This is a genomic window from Streptomyces sp. DSM 106670, from assembly GCF_055792845.1.
This window is the reverse complement of record NZ_CM147704.1, coordinates 4467068-4494002: the sequence shown is the minus strand read 5'-3', so window position 1 is coordinate 4494002 and position 26935 is coordinate 4467068. Positions and strand designations below refer to the sequence as shown.

The following is a 26935-nucleotide window of genomic DNA, read 5'->3' as shown; positions in this document are numbered from 1 at the left end:
TCGAAGCCGCCGCTGCCGCTGGTGACCGTACCGTCGCCACCGGCGGAGGCACCGCCGCCGCCGGGTATCCGGCCGAGGTAGTTGAACGCGATCTGCGGTGCGCCGAGCGCGGCGAGCAGCGGCGCGGTCTCCGGATTGAGGTACCGCAGCAGACCGTGGCCGAGCCCGTCGCCCGGCACGGCGCGCAGCTGCTCCTTGACCCGCTTGAGCGCCTGGCCGACGGCGGGACCGCCGGCCGGCCACTCGGAACGGTCCGGCACGCCCGGGTCGAGGCGGACCGGGTGGAGCGTGGTGAACCAGCCGACCGTACGCGAGAGGTCCAGGCCGTCCGGCTCGTACCGGCCGTGGCCCTCGACGTCGATCAGCGCCCGGCCGCCGGAGCCCGGCCGCCCGGCCACGGCCAGCGCGAGGCCGGTGAGCAGCACCTCGGAGACGCCGGTGTGGAAGGCGGTCGGCACCGTGGTGAGCAGGGCGGCGGCCGGCATCCGGAGCGTGAAGCGGCGCAGCGTCGCGGCGATGTCGCGGTCCGGGTCCAGCGGCCGGCCGCCGAGCGGCGGCTCCGGCTCGGACAGCGTGCGCCGCCAGTGGTCGAGTTCGGCGGTGCGCTCGGGGCGCAGCGCCTCCTCGGCCAGCCACCGCGACCAGGCGCGCAGCGAGGTGCCGACCGGCTGGAGCACCGGCTCCGAACCGGCTCCGGCGGCGGTGAGGGCCTGTTCCAGGTCCGGCAGCAGGATCCGCCAGGAGACACCGTCGACGACGAGGTGGTGCGCGGTGAACAGCAGCGTGCCCGGGGCGTCCGGGCCCGCGTCGAACCAGGTGGCGCGGAGCATCGTGCCCGCCGCCGGATCCAGCGCGGCCACGGCGCGTGCCGCATGGGCGTCGACGAGCGCGCGGACCGCGTCGTCGGCGAGGCCGGCGATGTCGACACGGTGCAGGATGCCGTCCGCATCGACCGCGCCGCGCGGCCGGATCTCCAGCGCGGCGGCGGGCGGCGGCAGCAGCCGGGCGCGCAGCGCGTCGTGGTGGTCGAGCAGCGCGGCCAGCGCGGCGACCACCGTGGCCCGGTCGCAGCCGGCGGGCAGCGGTGCGGGCATCGACTGGCTGAAGCCGTCGCTGCCGCCGCCGAGCTCCGCCAGCCAGTGCATGACCGGGGTGAACGGCAGTTCGCCGACCGGATCGTCCTCGGGTCCGCGCACGGCGGCACCCGTCTCCTCGTCGGCGGCGCGGGCCACATCGGCCAGCGCCTCGACGGTCTTGTGCTCGAACACCTCGCGCGGCGTGATCACCAGTCCGTCCCGGCGGGCCCGGCTGACCAGCTGGATGGAGAGGATCGAGTCACCGCCGAGCTCGAAGAAGCTGTCGCCCGCGCCGACGGCGGAGAGGCCGAGCACCTCGGCGAAGAGCGCGCACAGCAGCTCCTCGCGCACGGTGCGCGGAGCGCGGCCGCCGGACGCCGCACCGAAGTCCGGTGCGGGCAGTGCACGGCGGTCCAGCTTCCCGTTCGGCGTCACCGGCAGGGCGGTGAGCGCCACGATCGCCGCGGGCACCATGTACGGCGGCAGCGAGGCGGCCAGATAGGCACGCAACTCCCCCACCAGCGCGCCCACTTCACGGTTGCCGACCGGATCGTTGGTGTACGCGTCCGGCCGCGATCCGGCCCGGACGGCCGGAGCCAGGACCGGCTCGGCCCCGCCGGGCGCGGCGAACACCACATCCAGCGCGCCTTCACCGGCCGTGTCCGACCAGGCGACCGCCGCCCGGCGGCCCAGCCGCTCGGCCAGCAGCCACAACTCCCCCGGCTCCACACCGGTTTCGGCCGGCCGCTGCCAGGCCGCCACGACGGCGTCCGCCTCCGCGCCGTCCTCCAGCGCGCGGAGAGCGGAGAGTTCACCGGCGAGCCGTGCGTTCGGCACTCCGGTGACACGCAGCGCACCACGGTCCGCGGCGAGCTGACCGGCCAGGCCGTCGAGACCGCCGGTCACCTGCGTCCACGGCAGGCTCCGCAGGTCCGGTTCCGCGCGTGCGGCACGGCCGGTGCGCAGGACCACGTCGTAGCGGTGCCTGGACAGCTCGTTGTCCGCGCCGGACCGCTTGATCCGGACATCGGTCTCCAGGCCCGGCACGGTGGCGGCGACCGCGGCGAAGAAGGCCGGATCGACGAGGAGTTCCTTCTCCATCACGACGCTCTGCTCCACCGCCCGGCGCAGGGCGGCGGTGCCCTCCTGCGGCGACCACCGGTGCAGCGTCACCCCGGCGCCGAAGCCGCGCGAGGTCCGCAGATTGCGCACGTCGCCGACGAACACGCTGCCGCCGGGCGCCACCAGAGCGGCGGCGCGGCGCACCACGTCCTCCAGATAGGCGGCGTTCGGGAAGTACTGCGCGACGGAGTTGACGACGACGAGGTCGAAGTAGCCGTGCGGCAGGCCGTCCGTCTCGTGGGCGGCGCCGGTGCGCAGCTCCACCCGGCCGGCCAGCTCCGGTTCGCGCTCCACCTGGGCGCGCAGCGCCTCGATCGCCTCGGCGGAGAAGTCGGTGCCGACGTACGTCTCCACGTGCGGAGCGACCTTCGACAGGATCAGCCCGTTGCCGACACCGAGTTCGAGGACGCGCACCGGCTCCAGGGCCAGGATGCGGTCCACGGTCTCGGACCGCCATCGCCGCATCTGCCCGACGGCGATCGGCTCGCCGTCGTAGCTGCTGAACCAGCCGGAGAAGTTCTCGCCGAACTCGCCCTCCTCGGCCTCGCGGCGGTAGTGCGCGTCGTAGACCTCGCGCCACTCGTCGACCTGCTCCGCCTCGACGCCTTCGTCGCGGCCGGCGTCACCGGCGGCGGTCCTGGCCGCGGGCACCACATAGCCGACCAGCTGCCGGTCGCCCGGCCGGTCCTCGCGGACGATCACGGCCGCCTGCGCCACCTCCGGGCGGTCGGTCAGCAGCGACTCGACCTCACCCGGCTCGATCCGGAAGCCGCGCACCTTCACCTGGTGGTCGGCGCGGCCGACGAAGCTCAGCTCACCGTCGGCGCTCCACCGCACCAGGTCGCCGGTGCGGTACATCCGGCCGCCGCTCGGGTCGAACGGGTCGGCGACGAACCGTCCGGCGGTCAGAGCGGCCCGGCCGAGATAGCCGCGTGCCAGACCGGCCCCGGCCACGTACAGCTCGCCGACCGCGCCGACGGCGACCGGGGCGAGCCGGCCGTCCAGGACGTAGACGCGTGCGTTGTCGATCGGCCGGCCGATGGGCGGCGGGCCGTCGCCGGGAGCCAGCGGGCGGCTCATGGTGGCGCACACGGTCGTCTCCGTCGGACCGTACGCGTTGATCATCCGGCGTCCGCCGGACCACCGCGCGACCGTCTCGCGGGACACGGCATCACCGGCCACGACCAGCGTGGTCACCGAGTCGAGCGCGTGCGGCGGCAGCACGGCCAGCGCCACCGGCGGCAGCGTCACATGGGTGATCCGCTCCGTCTCCAGCAGCTCCGCCAGGGGCGCGCCGGGCAGCATCCGGTCGCGCTCGGCGAGCACCAGGGCGGCACCGGAGAGCAGCGCCATGCACAGCTCGCTGAACGCCGCGTCGAAGCTCGGCGAGGCGAACTGGAGCACCCGCGCGTCCGGACCGACCGCGAACCGGTCGATCTGCCCGAAGGCCAGACTGGCCGGTCCCGCGTGCGAGACGACGACGCCCTTCGGCCGACCGGTGGAGCCGGAGGTGTAGATCACGTACGCCGGGTGCTCGCGCCGCAGCGCCCCGGTGCGTTCGGCGTCGGAGAGATCGCCGCCGGGACGCGCCGCGACCTCGCGTACGGTCTCCGCCGCGTCCAGCAGCAGCACGGGCCCCCGGTGCTCCGGCAGACCGGCGGCGAGCTCCATGTGGCTGATCAGCAGCGCCGGGCCCGCGTCCGCCAGCATGTACGCGATGCGCTCGGCCGGATAGTCCGGGTCGACCGGCAGATAGGCGCCGCCCGCCTTGAGCACGGCGAGCACCGACACCACCTGGTCGACGCCGCGCGGCAGCGCCAGCGCCACGATCCGCTCCGGTCCGACACCACGCTCCACCAGCACCCGGGCCAGCTGGTTGGCGGCCTCGTTCAGCTCCGCGTAGTCGAGCACCCGCTCGCCGTGGACCAGGGCGACACGTTCCGGCGTCGCGGCCGCCTGCGCCTCGAACAGGTCCGGCACCGGCAGCGCCGGAACCTCGCGGTGGGTGTCGTTCCACTCGACGAGCAGCCGGTGGCGGTCCTCGGGCGTCAGCACGTCCAGGTCACCGATCGGCCGGACCGGATCGGCGACCGCCGCGCGCAGCAGCCGCGTCAGCTGGGCGGTGAGCCGGTGCACGGTCTCCGCGTCGAACAGGTCGGTGCTGTACTCGGCGACACCGCCGAGACCGGCCGGCCGGCCTTCGGCGTCGTGCCGCTCGACGAGGTTGAGCAGCAGGTCGAACCGGGACGTCTTGTTGCCGAGCGGCTCGGCCCTGGTGTCCAGTCCGGTCAGTCCGCGCGGCTCCGGCGTCGCGTTCTGCAGTCCGAGCGCGATCTGGAAGAGCGGATGACGGCCCGCGACACGCTCCGGGTTGAGCTTCTCCACCAGCAGCTCGAACGGCAGGTCCTGGTGGGCGAAGGCCGCCAGGTCGGTGCTCCGCACCCGCTCCAGCAGCTCCGCGAAGCCGGGATCGCCGGAGGTGTCCGTCCGCAGGACGAGCGTGTTCACGAAGAAGCCGACCAGGCCCTCCAGCGCCTCGTCGTCACGGCCGGCCACGGCACAGCCGATCGGCAGATCGGTACCGGCGCCGAGCCGGGTCAGCAGAGCCGCGAGACCGGCCTGGAGGACCATGTACAGGCTGGCCTGATGCGTACGCGCCAGAGCGGCCAGGTCGCGGTGCAGAGCGGCGTCCAGCTCGAAGGTGATCTCGTCGCCGCGGAAGTCGGAGCGCACCGGACGCGGCCGGTCGGTCGGCAGGTCCAGCTCCTCCGGCAGCCCTTCCACCTCCCGCGTCCAGAACTCCAGCTGCCGGTGCAGCAGACTGCCCGCGTCCTCCTCGGAGCCGAGCACGCTGTGCTGCCACAGCGTGTAGTCGACGTACTGGAGCGGCAGCTCCGGAAGAGCCGGGACACGGCCGTCCGCCCGGGCGGTGTAGGCGGCGGCCAGGTCCTCCGCGAGCGGCGCCAGCGACCAGCGGTCACCGGCGATGTGGTGCACCAGCAGCAGCAGGACGTGCTCCTCCGGCGCGAGCGCGAACAGCGAGGCGCGCAGCGGCGGTTCGGCCGCCAGGTCGAAGCCGCGACCGGCCTCGGCGGCCAGCCGGACCGGCAGGCTCTCCTCGGTGGTGAGCACGACGGACAGCTCCGGCGCGGCGTCCTCGGTGGCCAGGACGTGCTGGCACGGCACGCCGTCGACCTCGGGGAACACGGTCCGCAGGCTCTGGTGCCGCTCGACGACGTCGGCGAGCGCGGACCGCAGCGCGGCCGGGTCCAGCGCACCGCGCAGCCGCACGGCGAACGGCATGTTGTAGGTGCTGCTCCGCTCGTCGAAGCGGTTGATGAACCAGAGGCGGCGCTGGGCGAAGGACAGCGGTATCCGCTCGGGCCGTTCGGCGACGACGGCGGGCGCGGGCCGTGAGACCTCGCCGGTGTCGAGGTGCGTGGCGAGCCGGGCCACGGTCGGCGCTTCGAAGAGCGTACGGACCGGGAGTTCGACGCCGAAGGCCGTACGGATACGGCTCACCAGCCGCGTCGCCAGCAGCGAATGACCACCCAGCTCGAAGAAGCTCTCCTCAGGCCCGACCTGCTCCACGCCGAGCACCTCGGCGAACAGCCCGCACAACACCTCCTCCGCGACCGACACCGGACCACGACCACCACCGGCCTCCGGCTCCGGCAACGCCGACCGGTCCAACTTGCCGTTCGGCGTCAACGGAAAACGATCCAGCACCATGAACACCGACGGCACCATGTGCTCCGGCAGCGCGGCCGCAACGACCGGCCGCAGGACATCGCTGTTCACCTCGGCACCATCGGCGGGCACCACATACGCCACCAGGCGAGACCCGGCACCGCCTTCACCGCGCACGACGACCACCGCACCGGCCACCGCAGGGTGATCGGCGAGCACCGACTCGATCTCACCCAGCTCGATCCGGAAACCACGCACCTTCACCTGGAAGTCCGCACGCCCCAGATACTCCAACTCACCAGCACCGGCGCCCGGATCCGACCAGCGCACCAAGTCACCGGTCCGATACATCCGCCCACCCGTCCCACCGAACGGATCCGCGACAAACCGCGAAGCCGACAGACCAGGCCGACCCAAATACCCACGCGCCACACCAGAACCAGCGATATACAGCTCACCCACCACACCCGGAGCCACCGGACGCAACGAACCGTCCAGCACATACACCCGCGTGTTCAGCACCGGACGACCGATCGTCGGTGCTCCGGGGCGGTCGGTGACGGTGGCCGCTGTGGACCAGACCGTCGTTTCGGTCGGCCCGTACAGGTTGGTGACGTCACGGCCGGTCGCGCGCATCCGCGCGGCCAGCGCGGGCGGCAGCGCCTCGCCGCCGACGAGCATGCGCAGTCCGCGCAGCCGCTCCGGACGGTCGGTGACCAGCGCCTGCCACAGGGTCGGCGTGGCCTGCAGGAGCGTGGCTCCGGTGCGTTCGACCAGGGCGCCGAGCGCTCCGGTGTCCCGGACCGTCGACCGCGCCGCGAGGACCACGCTCGCACCGGCGAGCAGCGGTGCGTGGATCTCCAGCGCGTGGATGTCGAACGCCACCGTGGTGACGGCCAGCATCCGGTCGGCCGCGGTGAGCGTGAGGCGTCCGCCCATCGCGGTGAGGAAGTTGAGCAGCGCCGCGTGCGGCACGACGACGCCCTTGGGCCGGCCGGTGGAGCCCGAGGTGTAGATGACGTACGCCGGGTGGTCCGGCGTCAGCGGGCTCAGCCGGTCGGCGTCGGCCGGGTCGGTGGCCGGCCATCGGGCGGCCGCTTCGCCGGTGCCGTCGGTCGTGACCGTGCCGTCGTGGCCGAGGACCAGACGCGGCGTGGAGGCGGTGCCGGGCACGGCCTCGTCGCCGGTGAGGACGAGCACCGGACGCGCGTCGTCGAGCATGTGCGCGATGCGGTCGGCCGGGTAGTCCGGGTCGAGCGGCAGATAGCCGGCACCGGTCTTGAGGACCGCCAGCATCGCCACGACCAGGCCCGCGGAGCGCGGCAGCGCCAGCGCGACGAACCGCTCCGGTCCGGCTCCGGCGGCGATGAGCCGGTGCGCCAGCCGGTTGGCGCGGCCGTTGAGCTCCGCGTAACTCAGCTCCGTGAGCCCGCCGTCGGCACGGTCGTCGGCCAGCAGGGCACAGGCGTCCGGGGTGCGGGCCGCCTGCGCCGCGAAGAGCTCCGTCACGGTCGCCGGGGGCAGCTCGCCCGCGGTGTCGTTCCACTCCTCCAGGACGCGCCGGCGCTCCTGCGGACCGAGTACGTCGATCGCGCCGAGCGACCGGTCCGGATCGTCGGCCACCGCGTGCAGCACGCGCAGGAGCCGCTCGTTGATCCGCCGCGCGGTCGCCTCGTCGAAGAGGTCGGCGCTGTAGTCGAGCGCGCCCTCCAGGCCGTCCGGGGAACCGTCGGCGGTGAACCGCTCGGTGAGGTCGAAGGAGAGGTCGAAGCGGACCGCGCCGCCGCCGATCTCCTCGGGACGGACGTCGAGGCCCGGCAGGTCCAGCTCGGCGGCCTCGTTGTTCTGGAGCGTCAGCATCACCTGGAACAGCGGATGCCGCGCCATCGAACGCGCCGGATTCAACTCCTCCACCAGCCGCTCGAACGGCACGTCCTGATGCGCGTACGCCGCCAGATCGCCCTCCCGCACCCGCCCCAGCAGCTCACGGAACGACGGATCACCCGACGTGTCCGTCCGCAGCACCAGCGTATTGATGAAGCAGCCGACCAGCTGGTCGAGCGCCTCGTCGGTGCGTCCGGCGACCGGGGTGCCGAGCGGAATGTCGGTGCCCGCGCCGAGCCGCGTGAGGAGCGTCGCCAGTGCGGCCTGGACGACCATGAACAGGCTGCTCCCCTGCTCACGCGCGAGCGCGGCCAGCCGGCCGTGCAGGGCGGCGTCGACGTCCAGCCGGACGCGTCCGCCCCGGCCGGTGGCGACGGCGGGCCTGGTCCGGTCGGTGGGCAGGCCGAGTTCGTCCGGCAGGCCGGCCAGCGTGGTCCGCCAGTGGTCGAGCTGACCGGCGAGCGCGCTGTCCGGGCGGTCCTCGTCGCCGAGGAGGTCGCGCTGCCACAGGGTGTAGTCGGCGTACTGCACCGGCAGCGGCTGCCAGTGCGGAGCCGTACCGGACAGCCGGGCGGTGTAGGCGGCGGCCAGGTCGCGGCCGAGCGGGGCCAGCGACCAGCCGTCGCCGGCGATGTGGTGCAGCCCGATCAGGAGCACGCGCGTCGTGGCGTCCAGCTCGAACAGCGTGGCCCGCAGCGGCGGTTCGGCGCTCAGGTCGTAGCCGCGCGCCGCGTCGCGTGCGAGCGCGTCGGCGAGCGTGGCCGGGTCGGCCGGTACGCGGACGAGCTCCGGGCTCCAGTGGTCCAGGACCTGTTGCGACGGCACGCCGTCGGTCTCCGGGAACACCGTGCGCAGCGTCTCGTGCCGGGCCACGACGTCGGCGAGCGCGGACCGCAGCGCGGCCGGGTCCAGGTCGCCGGTGAGCCGGACGGCGAGCGCCAGGTTGTAGCGCGCGTCCTGCGGGTCGAGGCGATTGATGAACCAGAGGCGGCGCTGGGCGAAGGACAGCGGTATCCGCTCCGGCCGTTCCATCGGCGTGAGGGCGCGGCGTGCGGTGTCGGCGGTGTCGAGCCGCTCCGCCAGCCGTTCCACGGTCGGCGCTTCGAAGAGGGCGCGGACCGGGAGTTCGACGCCGAAGGCCGTACGGATACGGCTCACGAGCCGCGTCGCCAGCAGCGAATGACCACCCAGCTCGAAGAAGCTCTCCTCGGGCCCGACCCGCTCCACACCGAGCACCTCGGCGAACAGCCCGCACAACACCTCCTCCGCGACCGACACCGGACCACGACCGACGCCACTCTCCGGCTCCGGCAACGCCGACCGGTCCAGCTTCCCGTTCGGCGTCAACGGAAAACGATCCAGCACCACGAACACCGACGGCACCATGTGCTCCGGCAACGCAGCCGCGACCACCGGCCGCAGCACATCACCACTCACCTCGGCACCATCGGCGGGCACCACATACGCCACCAACCGGGCACCAGCAGCACCCGTGGCACCCTCACCGCGCACGACGACCACCGCACCGGCCACCGCCGGATGACCGGCGAGCACCGACTCGATCTCACCCAGCTCGATCCGGAAACCACGCACCTTCACCTGGAAGTCCGCACGCCCCAGATACTCCAACTCACCAGCACCGGCACCCGAATCCGACCAGCGCACCAAGTCACCGGTCCGATACATCCGCCCACCAGGCGCCCCGAACGGATCCGCGACAAACCGCGAAGCCGACAGACCAGGACGACCCAAATACCCACGCGCCACACCAGAACCAGCGATATACAGCTCACCCACCACACCCGGAGCCACCGGACGCAACGAACCGTCCAGCACATACACCCGCGTGTTCAGCACCGGACGACCGATGGAGGCCGAGGCGGGCCAGCGGCCGGTGTCCTCCGGAAGGGCCGTGCCGGTGACCACATGGGTCTCGGTCGGTCCGTAGTGGTTGTGCAGACGCCAGCCGCCGCGCCGGTGCGCGTCGCGGAGCCGTCCGGTGAGCGCGAGCGCCTCGCCCGCCTGGGCGACGTGCCGCAGCTCGGGCAGTTCGCCGTCCGGCCCGAGGGCGTCGAACAGCGCGTTGACGACCAGGCTCGGCGCGTACAGCTCCTGCACCCGATGGCGGCGCAGCCAGTCGGCGAAGGCCGCCGGATCGCGGCGTACCGCGTCGTCCGGGACCACCAGGCACTTGCCGTGCAGCAGCGTGGACAGGATCTCCTGGGCCGACACGTCGAAGCTGAGCGCGGTGAACTGCGCGGTCCTCGTGCCCGGTTCGCCGGGTACGGCCTCGGCGTGCCAGGCCATGAGGTTGACCAGGGCCGCGTGCGGCATGACCACGCCCTTGGGCCGGCCGGTGGAGCCCGAGGTGTAGATGACGTACACCGGGTGGTCCGGCGTCAGCGGGCTCAGCCGGTCGGCGTCGGTCAGGTCGGCGTCGCTCAGGTCGAGGTGAAGGGCGGGCCCGGCGGTCTCCGCGGGCGCGACCGGTTCGCCGGAGAGGTCCAGGAGCAGCGGCGGCGCGGTCTCCACGCAGGCCGCGGGCAGGCGTGCGGCGGTGTCCTCGGTGGTGAGGACCAGCTGCGGTGCCGCGTCGGCGGTCATGTGGACCAGCCGGTCCGCCGGATAGTCCGGGTCGAGCGGCAGGTAGGCCGCACCGGACTTGAGGACCGCGAGCAGGCCGACGATCTGGCCGGTGGAGCGCGGCAGCGCCACGGCCACCAGGCCTTCGGGACCGGCGCCGCGCGCGACGAGGAGCCTGGCCAGGCGGTTGGCGCGCGCGTTGAGTTCGCGGTAGCTGAGGGCTCCGTCGTCGGCGAGGACGGCGGTGGCGTCCGGGGTGTTCGCCGCCTGCCGCTCGAACAGCTCCGGCAGCGTGGCCGGAGGCATCGGCCGTGCGGTGTCGTTCCACTCTTCCAGGACGCGGTGGCGTTCCTCGGCGGTGAGGACGTCGATGCGCGCCAGCGGCCGGTCCGGGTCGCTGACGGCTCCGTCCAGCAGCCGGACCAGCCGGTCGAGCAGGGTGGCCACGGAGGACCGGTCGTACAGGTCGGTGCTGAACTCGACGGTGCAGTCGAGTCCGTTCGCTGCGGTGCGCGAGGCGGCCGTGCCCGTGCCGGTGCCCGTTCCCGTACTCGTACGCTGTTCGGCGAAGGCGAAGAACAGGTCGAACTTGGACATGCCGGTGCCGACGTCGACCGGCCGCGCGTCGAGGCCCGGCAGGTCCAGCTCGGCGGCCTCGTTGTTCTGGAGCGTCAGCATCACCTGGAACAGCGGATGCCGCGCCATCGAACGCGCCGGATTCAACTCCTCCACCAGCCGCTCGAACGGCACGTCCTGATGCGCGTACGCCGCCAGATCCCCCTCCCGCACCCGCCCCAGCAGCTCACGGAACGACGGATCACCCGACGTGTCCGTCCGCAGCACCAGGGTGTTGACGAAGCAGCCGACGACGTCGGACACCGCGTCGTCGGTGCGGCCGACGACCGGGCTGCCGAGCGGAATGTCGGAGCCCGCGCCGAGCTTGCCGAGCAGGGCGGCGACACCGGCCTGGAGCACCATGAACAGGCTGACGTTCGCCTCACGGGCCAACGCGGTGAGCCTGCGGTGCAGGTCCGCGTCCAGGCTCATGGACAGCGCGTCGCCGCTGCCGCCGGCCACCGCCGGCCGGGGCCGGTCGGTCGGCAGCTCCAGCTGGTCCGGCAGTCCGGCCAGCGTGGTGCGCCAGAAGTCGAGCTGGCGCGAGACGGTGCTGTCCGGATCGCTCTCGCCGCCGAGCAGGGCGTGCTGCCACAGCGTGAAGTCGGCGTACTGCACCGGCAGCGGCTCCCTGCGCGGGGCCGCACCGGACAGCCGTGCCGTGTAGGCGGCGGAGAGGTCGCGGCCGAGCGGGGCCAGCGACCAGCCGTCGGTCGCGATGTGGTGCAGCACCAGCAGCAGGACGTGCTCCTGCGGTGCGGTGCGGAACAGGGTCGTGCGCAGCGGCGGTTCGGCGGCGAGGTCGAATCCGCGCAGCGCCTCGGTCCGCAGCGCGTCCTGGAGTCCGTCCTCGGTGACGGCCACGACCGGCAGCGCGGGCCGGGCCACGGCCGCGTCGAGGACGTGCTGGTACGGAGTGCCGTCCGGCGCCGGGAACAGGGTACGCAGGCTCTCGTGGCGGCCGGTGACATCGCCGAGCGCCGCGTGCAGCGCGGCGGTGTCCAGCTCACCGGTGAGGCGGACGGCCACCGGCACGTTGTACGCGGCGGACGGTCCGTCGACCTCGTTGATGAACCAGAGCCGCTGCTGCGCCAGTGACAGCGGTACGCGCTCGGGGCGCGGCCCCGGTACGAGCGGCGGGTGTACGGCCGCTCCGGCGTGGTCCAGCCGGGCGGCGAGGCCGGCCACGGTCGGCTGCTCGAAGAGCGCGCGCATCGGCAGCTCGACGCCGAGAACGGTGCGGATGCGGCCGACCAGCCGGGTGACCAGCAGCGAGTGTCCGCCGAGGTCGAAGAAGCTGTCCTCCGGGCCGACCCGCTCCGCGCCGAGCACCTCGGCGAACAGGTCGCACAGCAGCTCCTCGCGCGGTCCGCGCGGTGCGCGGCCGCCGCCTCCGGCGCCGAACTCCGGGGCCGGCAGCGCGGTCCGGTCCAGCTTGCCGTTCGCGGTGCGCGGGAAGTCGTCGAGGACGACGACGGCGGCCGGAACCATGTAGTCCGGGAGCTGTCGTGCGGCGTGCGCGCGCAGTTCGTCCGGGCGCGGGGCGGCGCCCGCCCCGGCCGGCACGGCGTAGGCGACGATGCGGCGGTCGCCGGGGCTGTCCTCGCGGACCACGGCGAGCGTGCGCGCCACGCTTTCGTGCGTGGTGAGGACGGCCTCGATCTCACCGAGTTCGATGCGGTAGCCACGGATCTTGACCTGGTCGTCGACGCGTGCGACGAACCGCAGTTCGCCGTCCGTGCCCCAGCGCGCCAGGTCGCCGGTGCGGTACATCCGCGAGCCGTCGGCGGCGAACGGGTCGGCGACGAAGCGGCTCGCGGTGAGGCCGGGGCGGTTCAGATAGCCGCGCGCCACATGCGTACCGCTGATGTAGACCTCGCCGGCCACGCCGGGGGCCACCGGGCGCAGCGCGGCGTCCAGGACGAGCAGGGCGGTGTTCCAGGACGGCCGGCCGATCGGTACGGCGGCCTCCGGGAGGTCGTCGTCCGGGCCGACGCGGAATTCGGTGCAGCCGACCGTGGTCTCGGTCGGGCCGTACTCATTGACCACGGTCACACCGGGCCGGGCCGCCCGCCACTGGCGTACGGCGTCCGAGGTCAGCAGTTCGCCGCCGACGATGAGCTGTGCGGTCGGCGAGAACTCCGCCGGCAGTTCGGTGAGGACCGGGATGTGGCTCGGGGTGCCCTTGACCAGTGCCGGGCGGTGGTTCGGCGGTCCGTCCGGCGCGCCTTCGCGCAGCTCGACCAGGTGGACGCAGCCGCCGCTGGTGAGCGGCACGAACAGTCCGGTCACCGTCAGGTCGAAGGAGACCGGCGAGTGGACCAGCCAGCGGCCGTCACCGGCGTCGTAGTGCACGCGCGACCAGGCGAGGTAGGCGTTGAGCGCGGCGTGCGGCACGACGACGCCCTTGGGCCGGCCGGTGGAGCCGGAGGTGTAGATGACGTACGCCGGATGCTCCGGCAGCAGCGGCGCGGCCCGGTCGGCGTCGTCGATCGGCGCCGGGTCGGCCGCGGCGCGCGCGGCCACGGTCTCCGGTGCGTCCAGGAGCAGCACCGGAACCTCGGTCGCGGGCAGCCGGCCCGCGGTCGCCGAGGTGGCGAGCAGCAGCGCAGGGGCCGCGTCGCCGAGCATGAACTCCAGGCGTTCGGCGGGCTGTTCCGGGTCCAGCGGAAGGTAGGCGGCGCCGGTCATGGCGACCGCGAGGACGGCGACGACCAGTTCGGTCGACCGCTCCACGGCCACCGCGACCAGCCGCTCCGGTCCGGCGCCGCGGGCGAGCAGCAGCCTGGCCAGACGGGTGACCTGCGCGTCCAGCTCGGCGAAGGTCAGCGCGGTGTCCTCGAACGCCACCGCCGGTGCGTCCGGGGTACGGGCCGCCTGCTGGGCGAAGAGTTCCGGCAGCGTGGCGTCCGGCACCCGGCGGCGCGGTCCGGCGCTGCGGGTCAGCGCGGTGCCGCGTTCGGCCGGGGTGAGCAGTGCCAGCCGGCCGACCGGCAGCCGCGGATCGGCGGCGACGGTCTCGAAGAGCTGCCGCAGCCGTTCGGCCAGCCGCTCCACCAGCGCGCTGTCGAACACGTCCGGCCGGTAGTCCAGCTTGAGCAGGATGCGCGCACCGGGGGCGACGGTCAGGCCGAGCGGATAGTGGTTGGCGTCGCGGCCTTCGACCCCGCGGATGCGCAGTCCGCCGATCGGCGCGTTCACCGCTTCCGGGTCGACCGGGTAGTTCTCGAACACGACGGAGGTGTCGAAGAGCGTTCCGGCGCCCGCCAGCGCCTGGATCTCGGCCAGTCCGAGGTGCTGGTGCGGCATGAGTCCGGCCTGCTCGTCCTGGACCCGGGCCAGCAGGGCGGAGATGGGTTCGGCCGGATCGGTCCTGATGCGCAGCGGCAGTGTGTTGAGCAGCAGGCCGACCATGCTGCGCACCCCGTCGAGGTCCGGCGGGCGGACGGAGACGGTGGTGCCGGTGACGACGTCGGAGCGGCCGGTGAGCGAGGAGAGCAGCAGGCCCCACACGGTCTGGACGACGGTGTTGAGGGTGACGCCGTGGTCGCGGGCGACGGCGTTGAGCCGTGCGGTCAGCGTCTCGTCGAGCTCGAACGGCAGCCGGTCCGGGCGGACCGGATCGGCCGCGGCGTCGGCCGGCGCGACGAGCGTCGGCTCGTCCACCCCGGCCAGCGCGGACCGCCAGGCGTCCTCGGCGGCCGTACGGTCCTGTCCGGCGAGCCAGCCGAGATAGTCGCGGTACGGGGTGACGCGCGGCAGCGCGCTGTCGTCGCCGCCGCTCAGGTAGAGGGCGAAGAGCTCGCTGAAGAAGAGCGGGGTCGACCAGCCGTCCAGCAGGATGTGGTGGTTGGTCACCACCAGCCGGCAGCGGTCGGGGCCGAGCCTGACCAGCAGGAAGCGGATCAGCGGGGCCTTGGCGAGGTCGAACCTGCGGCCCCGGTCGGTCTCCAGGATGCGCGCGAACGCGGCCTCGCGCCCGTCCTCCGGCTCGGTGCCGAGGTCGATCTCGTACCACGGCATACGCGCCTTGCGGCGGATGACCTGGACCGGCCGGTCCAGGCCCTCGTAGCGGAACGCGGCGCGCAGGTTGGCGTGGCGGCGCAGCAGGCTGTCGGCCGCGCCGCGCAGTGCGGCGGCGTCGACCTCGCCTTCGATGTCCAGGACGATCTGCACCGTGTAGACGTCCGGCGCCTGCTGGTCGTAGAGGGCGTGGAAGAGCAGCCCTTCCTGGAGCGGTGAGAGCGGAAGAATGTCCTCGATCCGGGCGTTCACCGTGCGTCCCTCCAGAATGAGTCCATGTCGTCCTCTTCGTCCTCTTCGTCGTCCTCGTCGTCTCCGGCGAGCACGTGGTCGATCTGACTCTGCGTCAGTGATGTCAGCGCGACGTCCGACGGCGTCCAGCCGCCGGCGTCGGGGTCTTGCGCGTGCGTGACCAGGGCCTCCAGGGCCCGCAGCCAGCTCTCGGCCAGCTCGCGGACCTCGGCCTCGGTGAGCAGGCCGGCCGGCCAGGACAGGGTGGTGGACAGCCGTGGGCCGTCCGCGCCGTCGTGCGCGGCCGCGTTGATCTCCAGTACGTGCGGAAGCGGCGAGGCCGGATCCGCGTGGTCGGGCAGCGCGCCGGTCTCCGGAGCGGGCGTCCAGTGGCCGCCGACCGGATCGGCGGAGAACCTGCCGAGGTAGTTGAAGCCGATCTGCGGAGCGGGCGCGCCGCTCAGCTCCGCCGCCGTGGCTGCGTTGAGGCGGCGCAGCAGGCCGTAGCCGATGCCGTGGTCCGGCACCGCGCGCAGTTGCTCCTTGACCCGCTTGAGGGCGCGGCCCGCCGCCGGTCCGGCCGCCAGCGCCTCGGCCACGTCCAGCGGCCCGGGGTCCAGCCACAGCGGATGGCTGGAGGTGAACCAGCCGACCGTCCGGGACAGGTCCACGCCCTCGACGAGGTCCTCACGGCCGTGGCTCTCCAGCTCCACCAGCGCTCCGGTGCCCCGGTCGCGGCCGGTGCGCTCGCGCCAGTGCGCGAGCGCCAGGGTCAGAGCGGTGAGCAGGACGTCGTTGACCCCGGCGCGGAACACCGCGGGAACGGTGGTCAGCAGCGGTTCGGTGCGGTCGGCGGCCAGCTCGACGGTGACCGAGCGCAGGCTGCTCACCGTGTCGCGCGCCGGATCCAGCGGCCGGCTGCCGAGCCGGGGATCCGGACCGGCCGACATCCGCCGCCAGAGCGGCAGTTCGGCCAGGAGCGCCGGGTCCTCGGCCAGCCGGGCCAGGTGCTGCGTCCAGCGGCGGAAGGAGGTTCCTTCCGGCGGCAGGACAGCGGGCGAGGTGGGCGCGGCGGTCGCGGCGGTCGCGGAATCCTTGCTTCCGTCCGGGCCGGAACGGTCCGCGCCGAGGCCGGCCGTCGCCTGCCAGGCCGTGACCAGGTCCGGCACCAGGATGCGCCAGGACACCCCGTCCACGGCCAGGTGGTGCAGGACCAGCAGCAGCCGCCCGGACCGGTCCGGACCGGCGTCGAACCACACCGCCTGCACCAGGACACCGGCCTCCGGCGCGAGCCGGCCGCGTGCCGCCTCGCCCTCGGACCGGATCAGCGCGGCCAGCCGCTCGCCGTCCGCCTCCGCCACCGCACAGCGGCGCACCAGCGGCCCGGCCGCGACGGATCCGGGCGCGCCGACCGTCAGCCGCCGCTCCTCCCCGTCCACGGTCAGCCGCAGCCGCAGCGCGCCGTGATGGTCGAGCAGCGTCCGCACCGCGGCCACCAGCCGCTCCTCGCCGAGGTCCGGCGGAACGGTCAGCAGCGTCGCCTGGTTGACGCCGTCCGACGGACCGCCGCGCTCCCACAGGTCGTGCACGATCGGCAGCGGCACCACATCGCCGACGGCGACGTCCTCCGGGTCGCTCCCGCCGGTGTCCTCCTGCTCGGTGGCGGCCGCGGCGAGCGCCGCCACCGTCCGGTGCCGGAACACCTCGCGCGGGCTGATGACCAGCCGGTGCGCACGCGCCCGGCTGACCAGCTCGATGGAGACGATGCTGTCGCCGCCGAGGTCGAAGAAGCTGCTCTCCGCGTCGACCTCGTCCCGACCGAGCACCTCGGCGAAGAGCCGCGCCAGCAGCTCCTCGCGGCCCGGACGGGGAGCGCGGCCGCCGCTGTCGCCGCCGGTGCGCGGAGCGGGCAGCGCACGGCGGTCCACCTTGCCGCTCGTGGTGAGCGGCAGGGCGTCCAGCACGGTCACGGTCGCCGGAACCATGTAGTCCGGCAGCTCCCGCGCCAGCTCCGTGCGCAGCCGCGCCGGGTCCAGCGGTACGCCGGGCCTGGCCACGGCGTACGCGGCCAGCTGCCGGACGCCCGGCCGGTCCTCGCGGACGACGGCGGCCGCCTGGAGGACCCCGGTCCGCCCGGCGAGCGCCGACTCGACCTCGCCGAGCTCGACGCGGAAGCCGCGGATCTTGACCTGGTCGTCGGCGCGGCCGACGTACTCCAGCTGTCCGTCGCGCCAGCGCACGAGGTCGCCGGTGCGGTACATCCGGTGGCCGGCCGGACCGTACGGGCAGGCCACGAACCGGCCTGCGGTGAGCGCCGGTTCGTGGACATAGCCGCGTGCCAGCGCCGGACCGGACAGATAGAGCTCGCCGGTCACACCGGGCAGCACCGGGCGCAGCCGGCCGTCCAGCACGAGCGCCGCCGTGTCCGGCACCGGACGTCCGATGACCGGCCGCCCGGACCCGATCCTGGCCACCACCGAGTCGACGGTGCACTCGGTCGGCCCGTACAGGTTGAACGCGGCCAGGCCCGGCGTCGCGGCGAGCCTGCGCCACAGCGGCTCCGGCACCGCCTCCGCGCCGAGCGCGAGCGCCCGCAGCCCGTGCGGCAGGTCGAGCAGGCCCCGGTCCACCAGACGGGCCGCGTAGGACGGCGTGGTGGAGAGCGCGTCGATGCGGTGGCCGGTCAGATAGCGCAGCAGCCGCTCGGGGTCGGTACGGGTGTCCTCGTCGAGCAGGTGCAGCTCATGGCCGTCGAACAGCCACAGCAGCTGGTCCACCGAGGCGTCGAAGGAGAACGAGGCGAAGTGCGCGGCCCGCAGCGGCGTACCGCCGGAGGACGGCCCGTACACGCGCTCGCGCATGCTGCGGAACAGTCCGCTCAGCGAGCGGTGGCTGACCACGACGCCCTTCGGCGTGCCGGTGGATCCGGAGGTGTGGATCACATAGGCCGGAGCGTCGGGCCGCACGGCGGAGGCGTCCGGAATCCGCGCGTCCACGGCTCCGGTGTCAGTGTCGGCGCCCGTGGCATCCTCCTGGCCGGCCGGTCCGGAGAGCCTCAGCACCTCGGCGGGCGTCAGCACCTCGGCGCCCGTCCGCACGCCATCCGGCAGTCCGTCCGGGCCGGTGAGCACGAGGAGCGGCCGGGTCCGGTCGAGGATCCGGCCGATCCGCTCGGCCGGATGCGCCGGGTCCAGCGGTACGTATCCGCCACCGGCCTTCAGCACCGCGAGGATCGCGGTGACCAGCGCGGCGGACCGGGGCAGCGCGGTCGCCACCAGGCACTCCGCCGTCACCCCGCGTGCGGCCAGCGCCCCGGCCAGCCGGCCGGCCCGTGCGTCCAGTTCCGCGAAGGTCAGCGTGGCGTCCGGAGCGACGACGGCCGTGGCGTCGGGGGTCCGCGCCGCCTGCGCCGCGAACAGCGCCGCCGGAGTGGCGTCGGAGAGCGGCAGCTCTCCTCGGCCCCGGCCCCATTCCTCCACGACGCGTTCCAGCTCACCGGGTCCGGCGATGTCCAGCGCGCCGACCGGACGGCCGGGATCCGCCGCGACGGCGGACAGCAGCCGCACCAGGCGGGCGGAGACCGTCCCGACCGTCTCCGCGTCGAACAGCTCGGCGGCGAACTCGATCCGGCCGCCGATGCCGTCCGGCGCACCGGACGCGTTCAGCCGCTCCTCCAGGTTGAAGGACAGGTCGAACTTGGCCGCGTCCAGGCCGATTCGCAGCGGCTCCACGCTCAGCCCCGGCAGGGCGAGTTCGGCGTTCTCCGCGTTCTGGAAGGACAGCATGACCTGGAAGAGCGGGTGGCGGGCGAGCGACCGCGCCGGGTTGAGCACCTCGACGAGCCGCTCGAACGGCACGTCCTGGTGGGCGTAGGCGGCGAGGTCCGTCTCCCGCACCCGCTCCAGCAGCTCGGGGAACGTCGGATCACCGGACACGTCCGTGCGCAGCACCAGCGTGTTGACGAAGAAGCCGACCAGATCGTCCAGCGCCTCGTCCGTACGACCGGCGATCAAGGAGCCGAGCGGGATGTCGTCACCGGCGCCCAGCCGGTGCAGCAGTGCCGCAAGACCCGCCTGGACCACCATGAACAGGCTGACGTTCGCCTCCCGCGCCAGCGCGGTGAGCTGCTGGTGCACGGCGGCCGGAAGCTCCACTCCGACGCTTCCGGCGATCCGGCTCGGCGTCTGCGGCCTCGGCCGGTCGGCGGGCAGCGCGATCTCGTCCGGCAGCCCGGACAGCGTCGCGTGCCAGTGGTTCAGCTGCCGGGCGATCGGCGACTCCGGGTCCGTCTCGTCGCCGAGCACCTCGCGCTGCCAGACCGTGTAGTCCGCGTACTGCACCGGCAACGGCCGCCACCGGGGCGCCTCGCCCGCCAGCCTGGCCGTGTACGCGGCCGACAGATCGCGCGCCAGCGGGGCCAGCGACCAGCCGTCGGCGGCGATGTGGTGCAGCACCAGCAGTAGGACGTGCTCCCGCTCGCCGGTCCTGAACACCCGTACCCGCAGCGGCAGTTCGTGGTCCAGCGCGAAGCCCGTGTTGGCGGCCTCCGCCAGCGTCGCGGAGAGGTCGTCCCCGGCCGACGGCTCGACCCGAAGATCCGGCAGCCCGGCCGGCAGGACGACCTGGCGCGGCCGCCCCCGGTCGTCCGGGAAGACCGTGCGCAGCGCCTCGTGGCGGGCCAGCACATCGCCGAGCGCGCGCCGCAGGGCGTCCGGGTCCAGCTCGCCGGTGAGCCGGACGGCCATCGGCACGTTGTACGCCGAGGAGTTCTCCTCGAAGCGGTTGAGGAACCAGAGCCTGCGCTGCGCGAAGGAGAGCGGTACGGCGTCGGGCCGGTCGGCCGGAGCGAGTGCCGTACGCGCGGTGCCCGCGTCGTCGAGCGTGCGGTCCAGCGCGGCGACGGTCGGATGCTCGAACAACGCACGGACCGGCAACTCCACACCCAGCACCGACCGCACCCGGCTCACGAGCCGCGTCGCCAGCAGCGAATGACCACCCAGATCGAAGAACCCGTCCTCGACCCCTACACCCTCAACACCCAGCACCTCACCGAACAGACCACACAGAATCTCCTCCCGCGCACTGCGCGGACCACGACCCCCCACCACCAACTCCGGCACCGGAAGCGCCCGCCGATCCAACTTCCCGTGCACCGTCAACGGCAGACCGTCCAGCACCACGAACGCCGACGGCACCATGTACTCCGGCAGCACACCCGCCACCTGGCCCCGCAGGACGGAGACGTCCAGCGCGCCATCGGCGCCGGCGTTCTCGGGCACGGCGTACGCGACGAGGTATGCGCCGCGTACCGGGTCCTCGCGGACCACGACGGCGGCCTGGCCGACCCCGTCGGCCGCGGCGACCACGGCCTCGACCTCGCCCGGCTCGATGCGGTGGCCGCGGATCTTGACCTGGTCGTCGGCACGGCCGACGAACTCGAACTGTCCGTCAGGGAGTTGACGCACCACATCACCGGTGCGGTACATCCGCGAACCGTCCGCCGCGAACGGATCCGCCACGAACCGCGCGGCCGTCAGATCCGGCCGGCCGAGATAGCCGCGGGCCAGCCCCGCGCCGGCCACGTACAGCTCACCGGCGACACCGGGGGCGACCAGGCCGAGCGAGGCGTCCAGCACATAGGCGCGGGTGTTCCACACGGCACGGCCGATCGGCGGGGTGCTCGCACCGGTGAGCGGCCCGGTCATGGTCGTGGCGACCGTCATCTCGGTCGGCCCGTAGGCGTTGACGACGCGGCGGCCACCGCGCGCCCAGCGTGCGACGAGCTCGGCGGAGCACGCCTCACCGCCGGTGACGATGCAGCGCAGCGTGTCCAGGCCGGCGTCCGGCACGGTCGCCAGGACCGGTGCGGCCAGCTGGACGTGCGTGACCGCGTACCGGTCGATCGCCTCGGCGAGCTGGTCGCCGACGACGTGCCGGCGCGGATCGGCCAGGACCAGCGCCGCGCCGGAGAGCAGCGCCATCACGGTGTCGGCCACCGACGGGTCGAAGGTGGTGGACACCGCCTGGAGCACCCGGCTCGTGCCGTCGACGCCGAGCCGGTCGATGTGCACCGCCGCGAGGTTGCCGATGCTGCCGTGCGTGACGACGACGCCCTTCGGCGTGCCGGTCGAGCCGGAGGTGTAGATGACGTACGCCGGATGCTCCGGCCGCAGCCCGGTCGTGCGCTCGTCGTCGGTGAGGTCGGCGGCGGCGAGACCGGCCGCCAGCCGCTCGGCCTCGTCGGTACGGAGCGCGGCGACGGACACGGCGAGCGGCGCGGCGGCGAACGCGGAGGCCTCCTCGCCGTCCGCTCCTTCGGTGAGCACCAGCACCGGCCGGGCGTCGGCGATCATGCGCTCGATGCGCGCGCCGGGCTGGGCCGGGTCGACCGGCAGATAGCCGGCTCCGGCCTTGGCCACCGCCAGGAAGGCGACGAGCCAGGACACGGAGCGCGGTACGGCCACCGCGACCAGGCTCTCCGGCCCGGCTCCCCGGCCGGCCAGCAGCCTGGCCAGCCGGTTGGACCGCGCGTTCAGCTCCGCGTAGGTCAGCTCCTGGTCACCGGCGACGACGGCGACGGCGTCCGGCGTGCGTGCCGCCTGCGCCTCGAAGAGCGCGGGCAGGGTGCCGTCCGGAAGGTCGTGGCCGGTGGCGTTCCAGCGGTGCAGCACGGTGTCGCGCTCGGCGGCGGACAGGACGTCGAGCGCCCCGACCCGTGTGCCGGGGGCCTCGGCGGCGGCCGCCAGCCAGCGGCCGAACCGGTCCGTCAGCAGCCGTACGGTGTCCTCGTCGAAGCGGTCGGCGCTGTAGTGCGCCAGCCCCTGGAGGCCGTCCGGCGCGCCGTCGGGACCGTGCCGTTCCACCAGCTCGATGCCGAGGTCGAACTTGGCGTCGCCCTGCGCCGGAGGCAGCGGCGCCGCGTCGAGTCCCGGCAGCCGCAGTGCGGCCTCCGGGGCGTTCTGCAGCGCGAGCATGACCTGGAAGAGCGGGTGGCGGGCGAGCGACCGCGTCGGGTTGAGCACCTCGACGAGCCGCTCGAACGGCACATCCTGGTGCGCGTAGGCGGCGAGGTCCGTCTCCCGCACCCGCTCCAGCAGCTCGCGGAACGTCGGATCACCGGACACATCCGTGCGCAGCACCAGCGTGTTGACGAAGAAGCCGACCAGATCGTCCAGCGCCTCATCCGTACGACCGGCCACCGGAGTGCCGAGCGGAATGTCGCTGCCCGCGCCGAGCCGGTGCAGCAGCGCCGCAAGCCCCGCCTGGACCACCATGAACAGGCTGACGTTCGCCTCCCGCGCCAGCGCGGTGAGCCGCCGGTGCAGACCGGCGTCGAACGCGAACTCCACGGTCCCGCCCCGGTATCCGGGCACCGGCGGCCTCGGCCGGTCGGCGGGCAGGTCGATCTCGTCCGGCAGCCCGGACAGCGTCTCGTACCAGTAGCTCAGCTGCCGGGCGATCGGCGACTCCGGGTCCGTCTCGTCGCCGAGCACCTCGCGCTGCCAGACCGTGTAGTCCGCGAACTGCACGGGCAACGGCCGCCACTCCGGCACACCACCGGCGAGCCGCGCCGCGTACGCCGCCGACAGATCGCGCGCCAGCGGGGCCAACGACCAGCCGTCGGCAGCGATGTGATGGACCACCAGCGACAGCACGTGCTCACGCTCGCCGAGGCGCAGCAGCCGCGCGCGCAGCGGCGGATCGATCGCCAGATCGACCGGTACGGAGACGGCGTCGCGCAGTTCGTGGCCGACCTCGTCCTCCGTCACGTCGACCAGGCCGAGCCCCGGCACCCAGAAGTCGAGGACCTGCTGACGCGGTACGCCGTCGTCGTCCGGGAAGACGGTGCGCAGCGCCTCGTGGCGGGCGACCAGGTCGCCGAGGGCCAGCCGGAGCGCGTCGGCGTCCAGTTCGCCGGTGAGCCGGACGGCCAGGGAGACGCTGCCCCCGGCCGACTCGAACCGCTCGAGGAACCAAAGCCTGCGCTGCCCGAACGAGAGCGGCACCTGCGCCGGTCGCGGCAGCGGGGTGAGGGCGCGCCTGGCCTGCGCGGCGTCGTCGAGCGTGCGGTCGAGTGCGGCAACCGTCGGATGCTCGAACAACGCACGGACCGGCAACTCCACACCCAACACCGACCGCACCCGGCTCACGAGCCGCGTCGCCAACAGCGAATGACCACCCAGATCGAAGAACCCGTCCTCGACCCCTACACCCTCAACACCCAACACCTCACCGAACAGACCACACAGAATCTCCTCCCGCGCACTGCGCGGACCACGACCCCCCACCACCAACTCCGGCACCGGAAGCGCCCGCCGATCCAACTTCCCGTGCACCGTCAACGGCAGACCATCCAGCACCACGAACGCCGACGGCACCATGTACTCCGGCAGAGCGTCCGCCACCCGCTCCCGCAGCGCCGCCACATCCACCGCTCCGCCCGCACCACCCGCACCGGCCTCCGGCACGACGTACGCCACCACCGCGCGCACGCCCGGACGGTCCTCGCGCACGATCACGGCCGCCTGGTCCACCTCCGGGCTCTCCAGGACCGCCGCCTCGATCTCACCGAGCTCGATCCGGAAGCCGCGCAGCTTCACCTGGTCATCGACGCGGCCGACGAACTCCAGTTCTCCGTTCGGCAGTTGGCGCACCACATCACCGGTGCGGTACATCCGCGAGCCGTCCGCCGCGAACGGATCCGCCACGAACCGCGCGGCCGTCAGATCCGGGCGGCCGAGGTAGCCACGGGCGAGGCCGGGACCGGCCACGTACAGCTCACCGGCGACACCGGGAACGACCGGACCGAGCGAGGCGTCCAGCACATAGGCGTGGGTGTTCCACACGGCACGGCCGATCGGCGGCGGCGTACGGCGGTCCGACGGGGCCAGCGGCTCGCTCATGGTGGCGCAGACGGTGGTCTCGGTCGGCCCGTACGCGTTGATCATCCTGCGGTCGCGCGACCACCGGTCGACCAGCGCGGCGGAGCACGCCTCACCGGCCACGGTCAGCACCATGCCGGCGGGCAGTCCGTCGTCGTCCAGCGCGGCGAGCGCCGCCGGCGAGATCGTCGCGTGCGTGATGCCCTGCCGTGCGATCACACCGGCCAGGCCGGACCGCCCGGCGCCCGGCAGCAGCCGGTCCGCCGGCGCCAGGACCAGCGTGGAGCCGGACAGCAGCGCGAGGCACAGCTCGGAGAAGGCCGCGTCGAAGCTCGGCGAGGCGACCTGGAGGATCCGGCTGCCCTCCTCGACCGCGAAACGCTCGATCTGGCTTCCGGCGAGGTTGGCGACGCCGCGGTGCGTGACCACGACGCCCTTAGGACGGCCGGTGGAACCGGAGGTGTAGATGACGTACGCGGGACTGTCCGGCGTCAGCGGCGCGCGCCGCTCGCCCGCCGCCGGGCGGTGGCCCGGCCGGCGCGGTGCGAAGTCGCCGCCGAGGACCAGCGCGGGCGTGCCGGTGTCGAGTTCCGGCAGCCGGCGGCCGGTCACCGCGTCCACCAGGAGCAGTGCGGGCCGCGCGTCGCCGACGACGTACGCGATGCGTTCGGCCGGGTACGCCGGATCGATCGGCAGATAGGCGGCTCCGGCCTTGGCGACGGCGAGCACGGCCACCACCTGGTCGACGGAGCGCGGCAGCAGCAGGCCGACGATGTCCTCCGGACCGATACCGCGTTCGATGAGCAGCCGGGCCAGGCGGTTGGCCCGTGCGTCGAGTTCGGCGTACGTCAGCTCGACGGAGCGGTCCTCCGCCTCCTCGTACACCACGGCCACCGTGTCCGGCGTCCGCGCCGCCTGCATCTCGAACAGGTCGGGGAACGGCAGGAGTTCGACATACCGCCGGGACTGCCGCCGGTCCTGGACCAGCTGCTCCGACTCGGCGGCGGTGAGGACGCCGACGCGCCCGACGGGCCGGTCCGGCTCCGTCACGATCAGGCCGAGCAGGGCGTGCAGCCGGTCGCCGATGGCCTCGACGCGGCCGGCGGTGAAGCGCTCCGGCCGGTAGTCGAAGCGGAGTTCGAGCTCGTCGCCCGGTACGACGGCGAGCGAGAGCGGATAGTGGGCGGCGTCGCGGACGCGCGCGTCGGCGGCCCGCAGTCCGGTGCCCGGCAGGTCGAGCGTCGACGGGTCGAGCGGATAGTTCTCGAAGACGAGCAGGGTGTCGAAGAGGTCGCCGAGACCGGTCCGCGCGGCGATGCCGGACAGCCCGATGTGGTGATGGTCCATCAACTCGGCCTGCTGGTCCTGGATCTGCTCCAGCAGCCCGCCCAGCGACATGGCCCGGGCCCGCCCCAGTGCGACGCGTACCGGCAGCGTGTTGCTGAACAGTCCGGTCATGTCCTCGACGCCGGGCAGATCCGCCGGACGGCCGGAGACGGTGGCGCCGAAGACGACGTCCTCACGGCCGGTGAGCCGGGCGAGCAGCAGAGCCCACGCGCCCTGAAGGACGGTGTTCACGGTGAGTCCGCGCGAGCGGGCCCAGGCGTGCAACTCTGCGGTGAAGGACTGCGGCAGCCGCACCGACAGCCGCTCCGGCAGGCCGGACGAGGCCGATGCCCGCTCGTCGGAAGCCACGGCACGGGCGGAGTCGGAGGAATCGGCGAAGTCGGCGGAACCGGCAGAGCCGAAGGCGTCGGCGAGGAGCGTCGGCTCGTCGAGCCCGGAGAGCGCGGTGCGCCAGGCCTCTTCGGCGGCCGGACGGTCCTGCCCGCCCAGCCAGTAGAGATAGTCGCGGAACTGTGGGGCCGGAGCGAGGTGCGTCCCGTCGCCGCCGTGCGCGTACAGCTCGAACAGCTCCCGTACGACGACCGGCACCGACCAGCCGTCCCAGAGGAGGTGGTGGTTGGTGAGGACGAGGCGGTGGCGGTGCTCGCCGAGCCGGATCGCGGTGAAGCGGAGGAGCGGCGGCCGCGCCGGGTCGAAGCGGTGGGCACGGTCCTCGTCCAGGATCCTGCCCGCCAGGTCCTCCTGCTGGACGGCGCCGATGCCGCGGAGGTCGACGTCCGTCCACGGCACCTCGGTGACGGCCGGTACCACCTGCACCGGCCGGCCCGACTCCTGGTTCAGGAAGCCGGCGCGCAGATTGGGCCGGCGGCGCAGCAACGTGGCGGCGGCGCGGCGCATCGTCTCCGCGTCGAGGTCGCCTTCGAGGTCGAAGACGAGCTGGATGGTGTAGAGGTCGGGCGACTCGGTGTCGTACAGCGCGTGGAAGTGGAGTCCTTCCTGCAACGGTGCGAGCGGCAGTACGTCGTCCAGCCCCGGATACGTCTCCTCCAGAGCCTCGATCTCCGCCTGCGACACCTCCGCCAGCACATCCGAGGGCGTCAGACCGCCCGCACCGGGTACTCCGGCCTCCTGGACCAAGGTCTCCAGGACACCGACCCACAGACGGGCCAGCTCCTCGACCTCGCCATCACCGAACACACCACTTGGCCATGCCCACACCGCCGACAGCACCGGACCGCTTGCACCGTCCAGCGCCAGGGCGTTGACCTCAACGGCGTGCGGCATCCGCATCGACGGATCAACGCCACCACCGACGCCTCCGGACTCTCCGACCGGCAGCCAGTCATGCTCACCGGACCGGAAGCGGCCCAGGTAGTTGAACCCGACCTGCGGTTCCGCCAGCCCCGCCAATGCCTCGGAAGAACCGGGCTCCATGTACCGCAGCAGACCGAAGCCCACACCACGGTCCGGCAGCCTGCGCAC

2 protein-coding genes (1 of these 2 only partly in view) are annotated in these 26935 nt (G+C 73.6%); both read right to left on the bottom strand.

Annotation, left to right across the window (positions count from 1 at the left end):
• Positions 1–15245, bottom strand: partial view of a non-ribosomal peptide synthase/polyketide synthase gene (locus ACSMXR_RS19835; protein WP_473169552.1) — the 5' portion only. Its footprint begins 4180 nt before the window's first position; 15245 of the gene's 19425 nt are visible here — the first part of the coding sequence; the start codon lies at positions 15243–15245; its stop codon lies beyond the left edge, outside the window.
• Positions 15242–26935 (bottom strand): amino acid adenylation domain-containing protein, encoded by an 11694-nt coding sequence (locus tag ACSMXR_RS19830; protein WP_473169551.1) that lies wholly within the window; start codon positions 26933–26935, stop codon positions 15242–15244. The genes ACSMXR_RS19835 and ACSMXR_RS19830 overlap by 4 nt, the downstream gene beginning before the upstream one ends.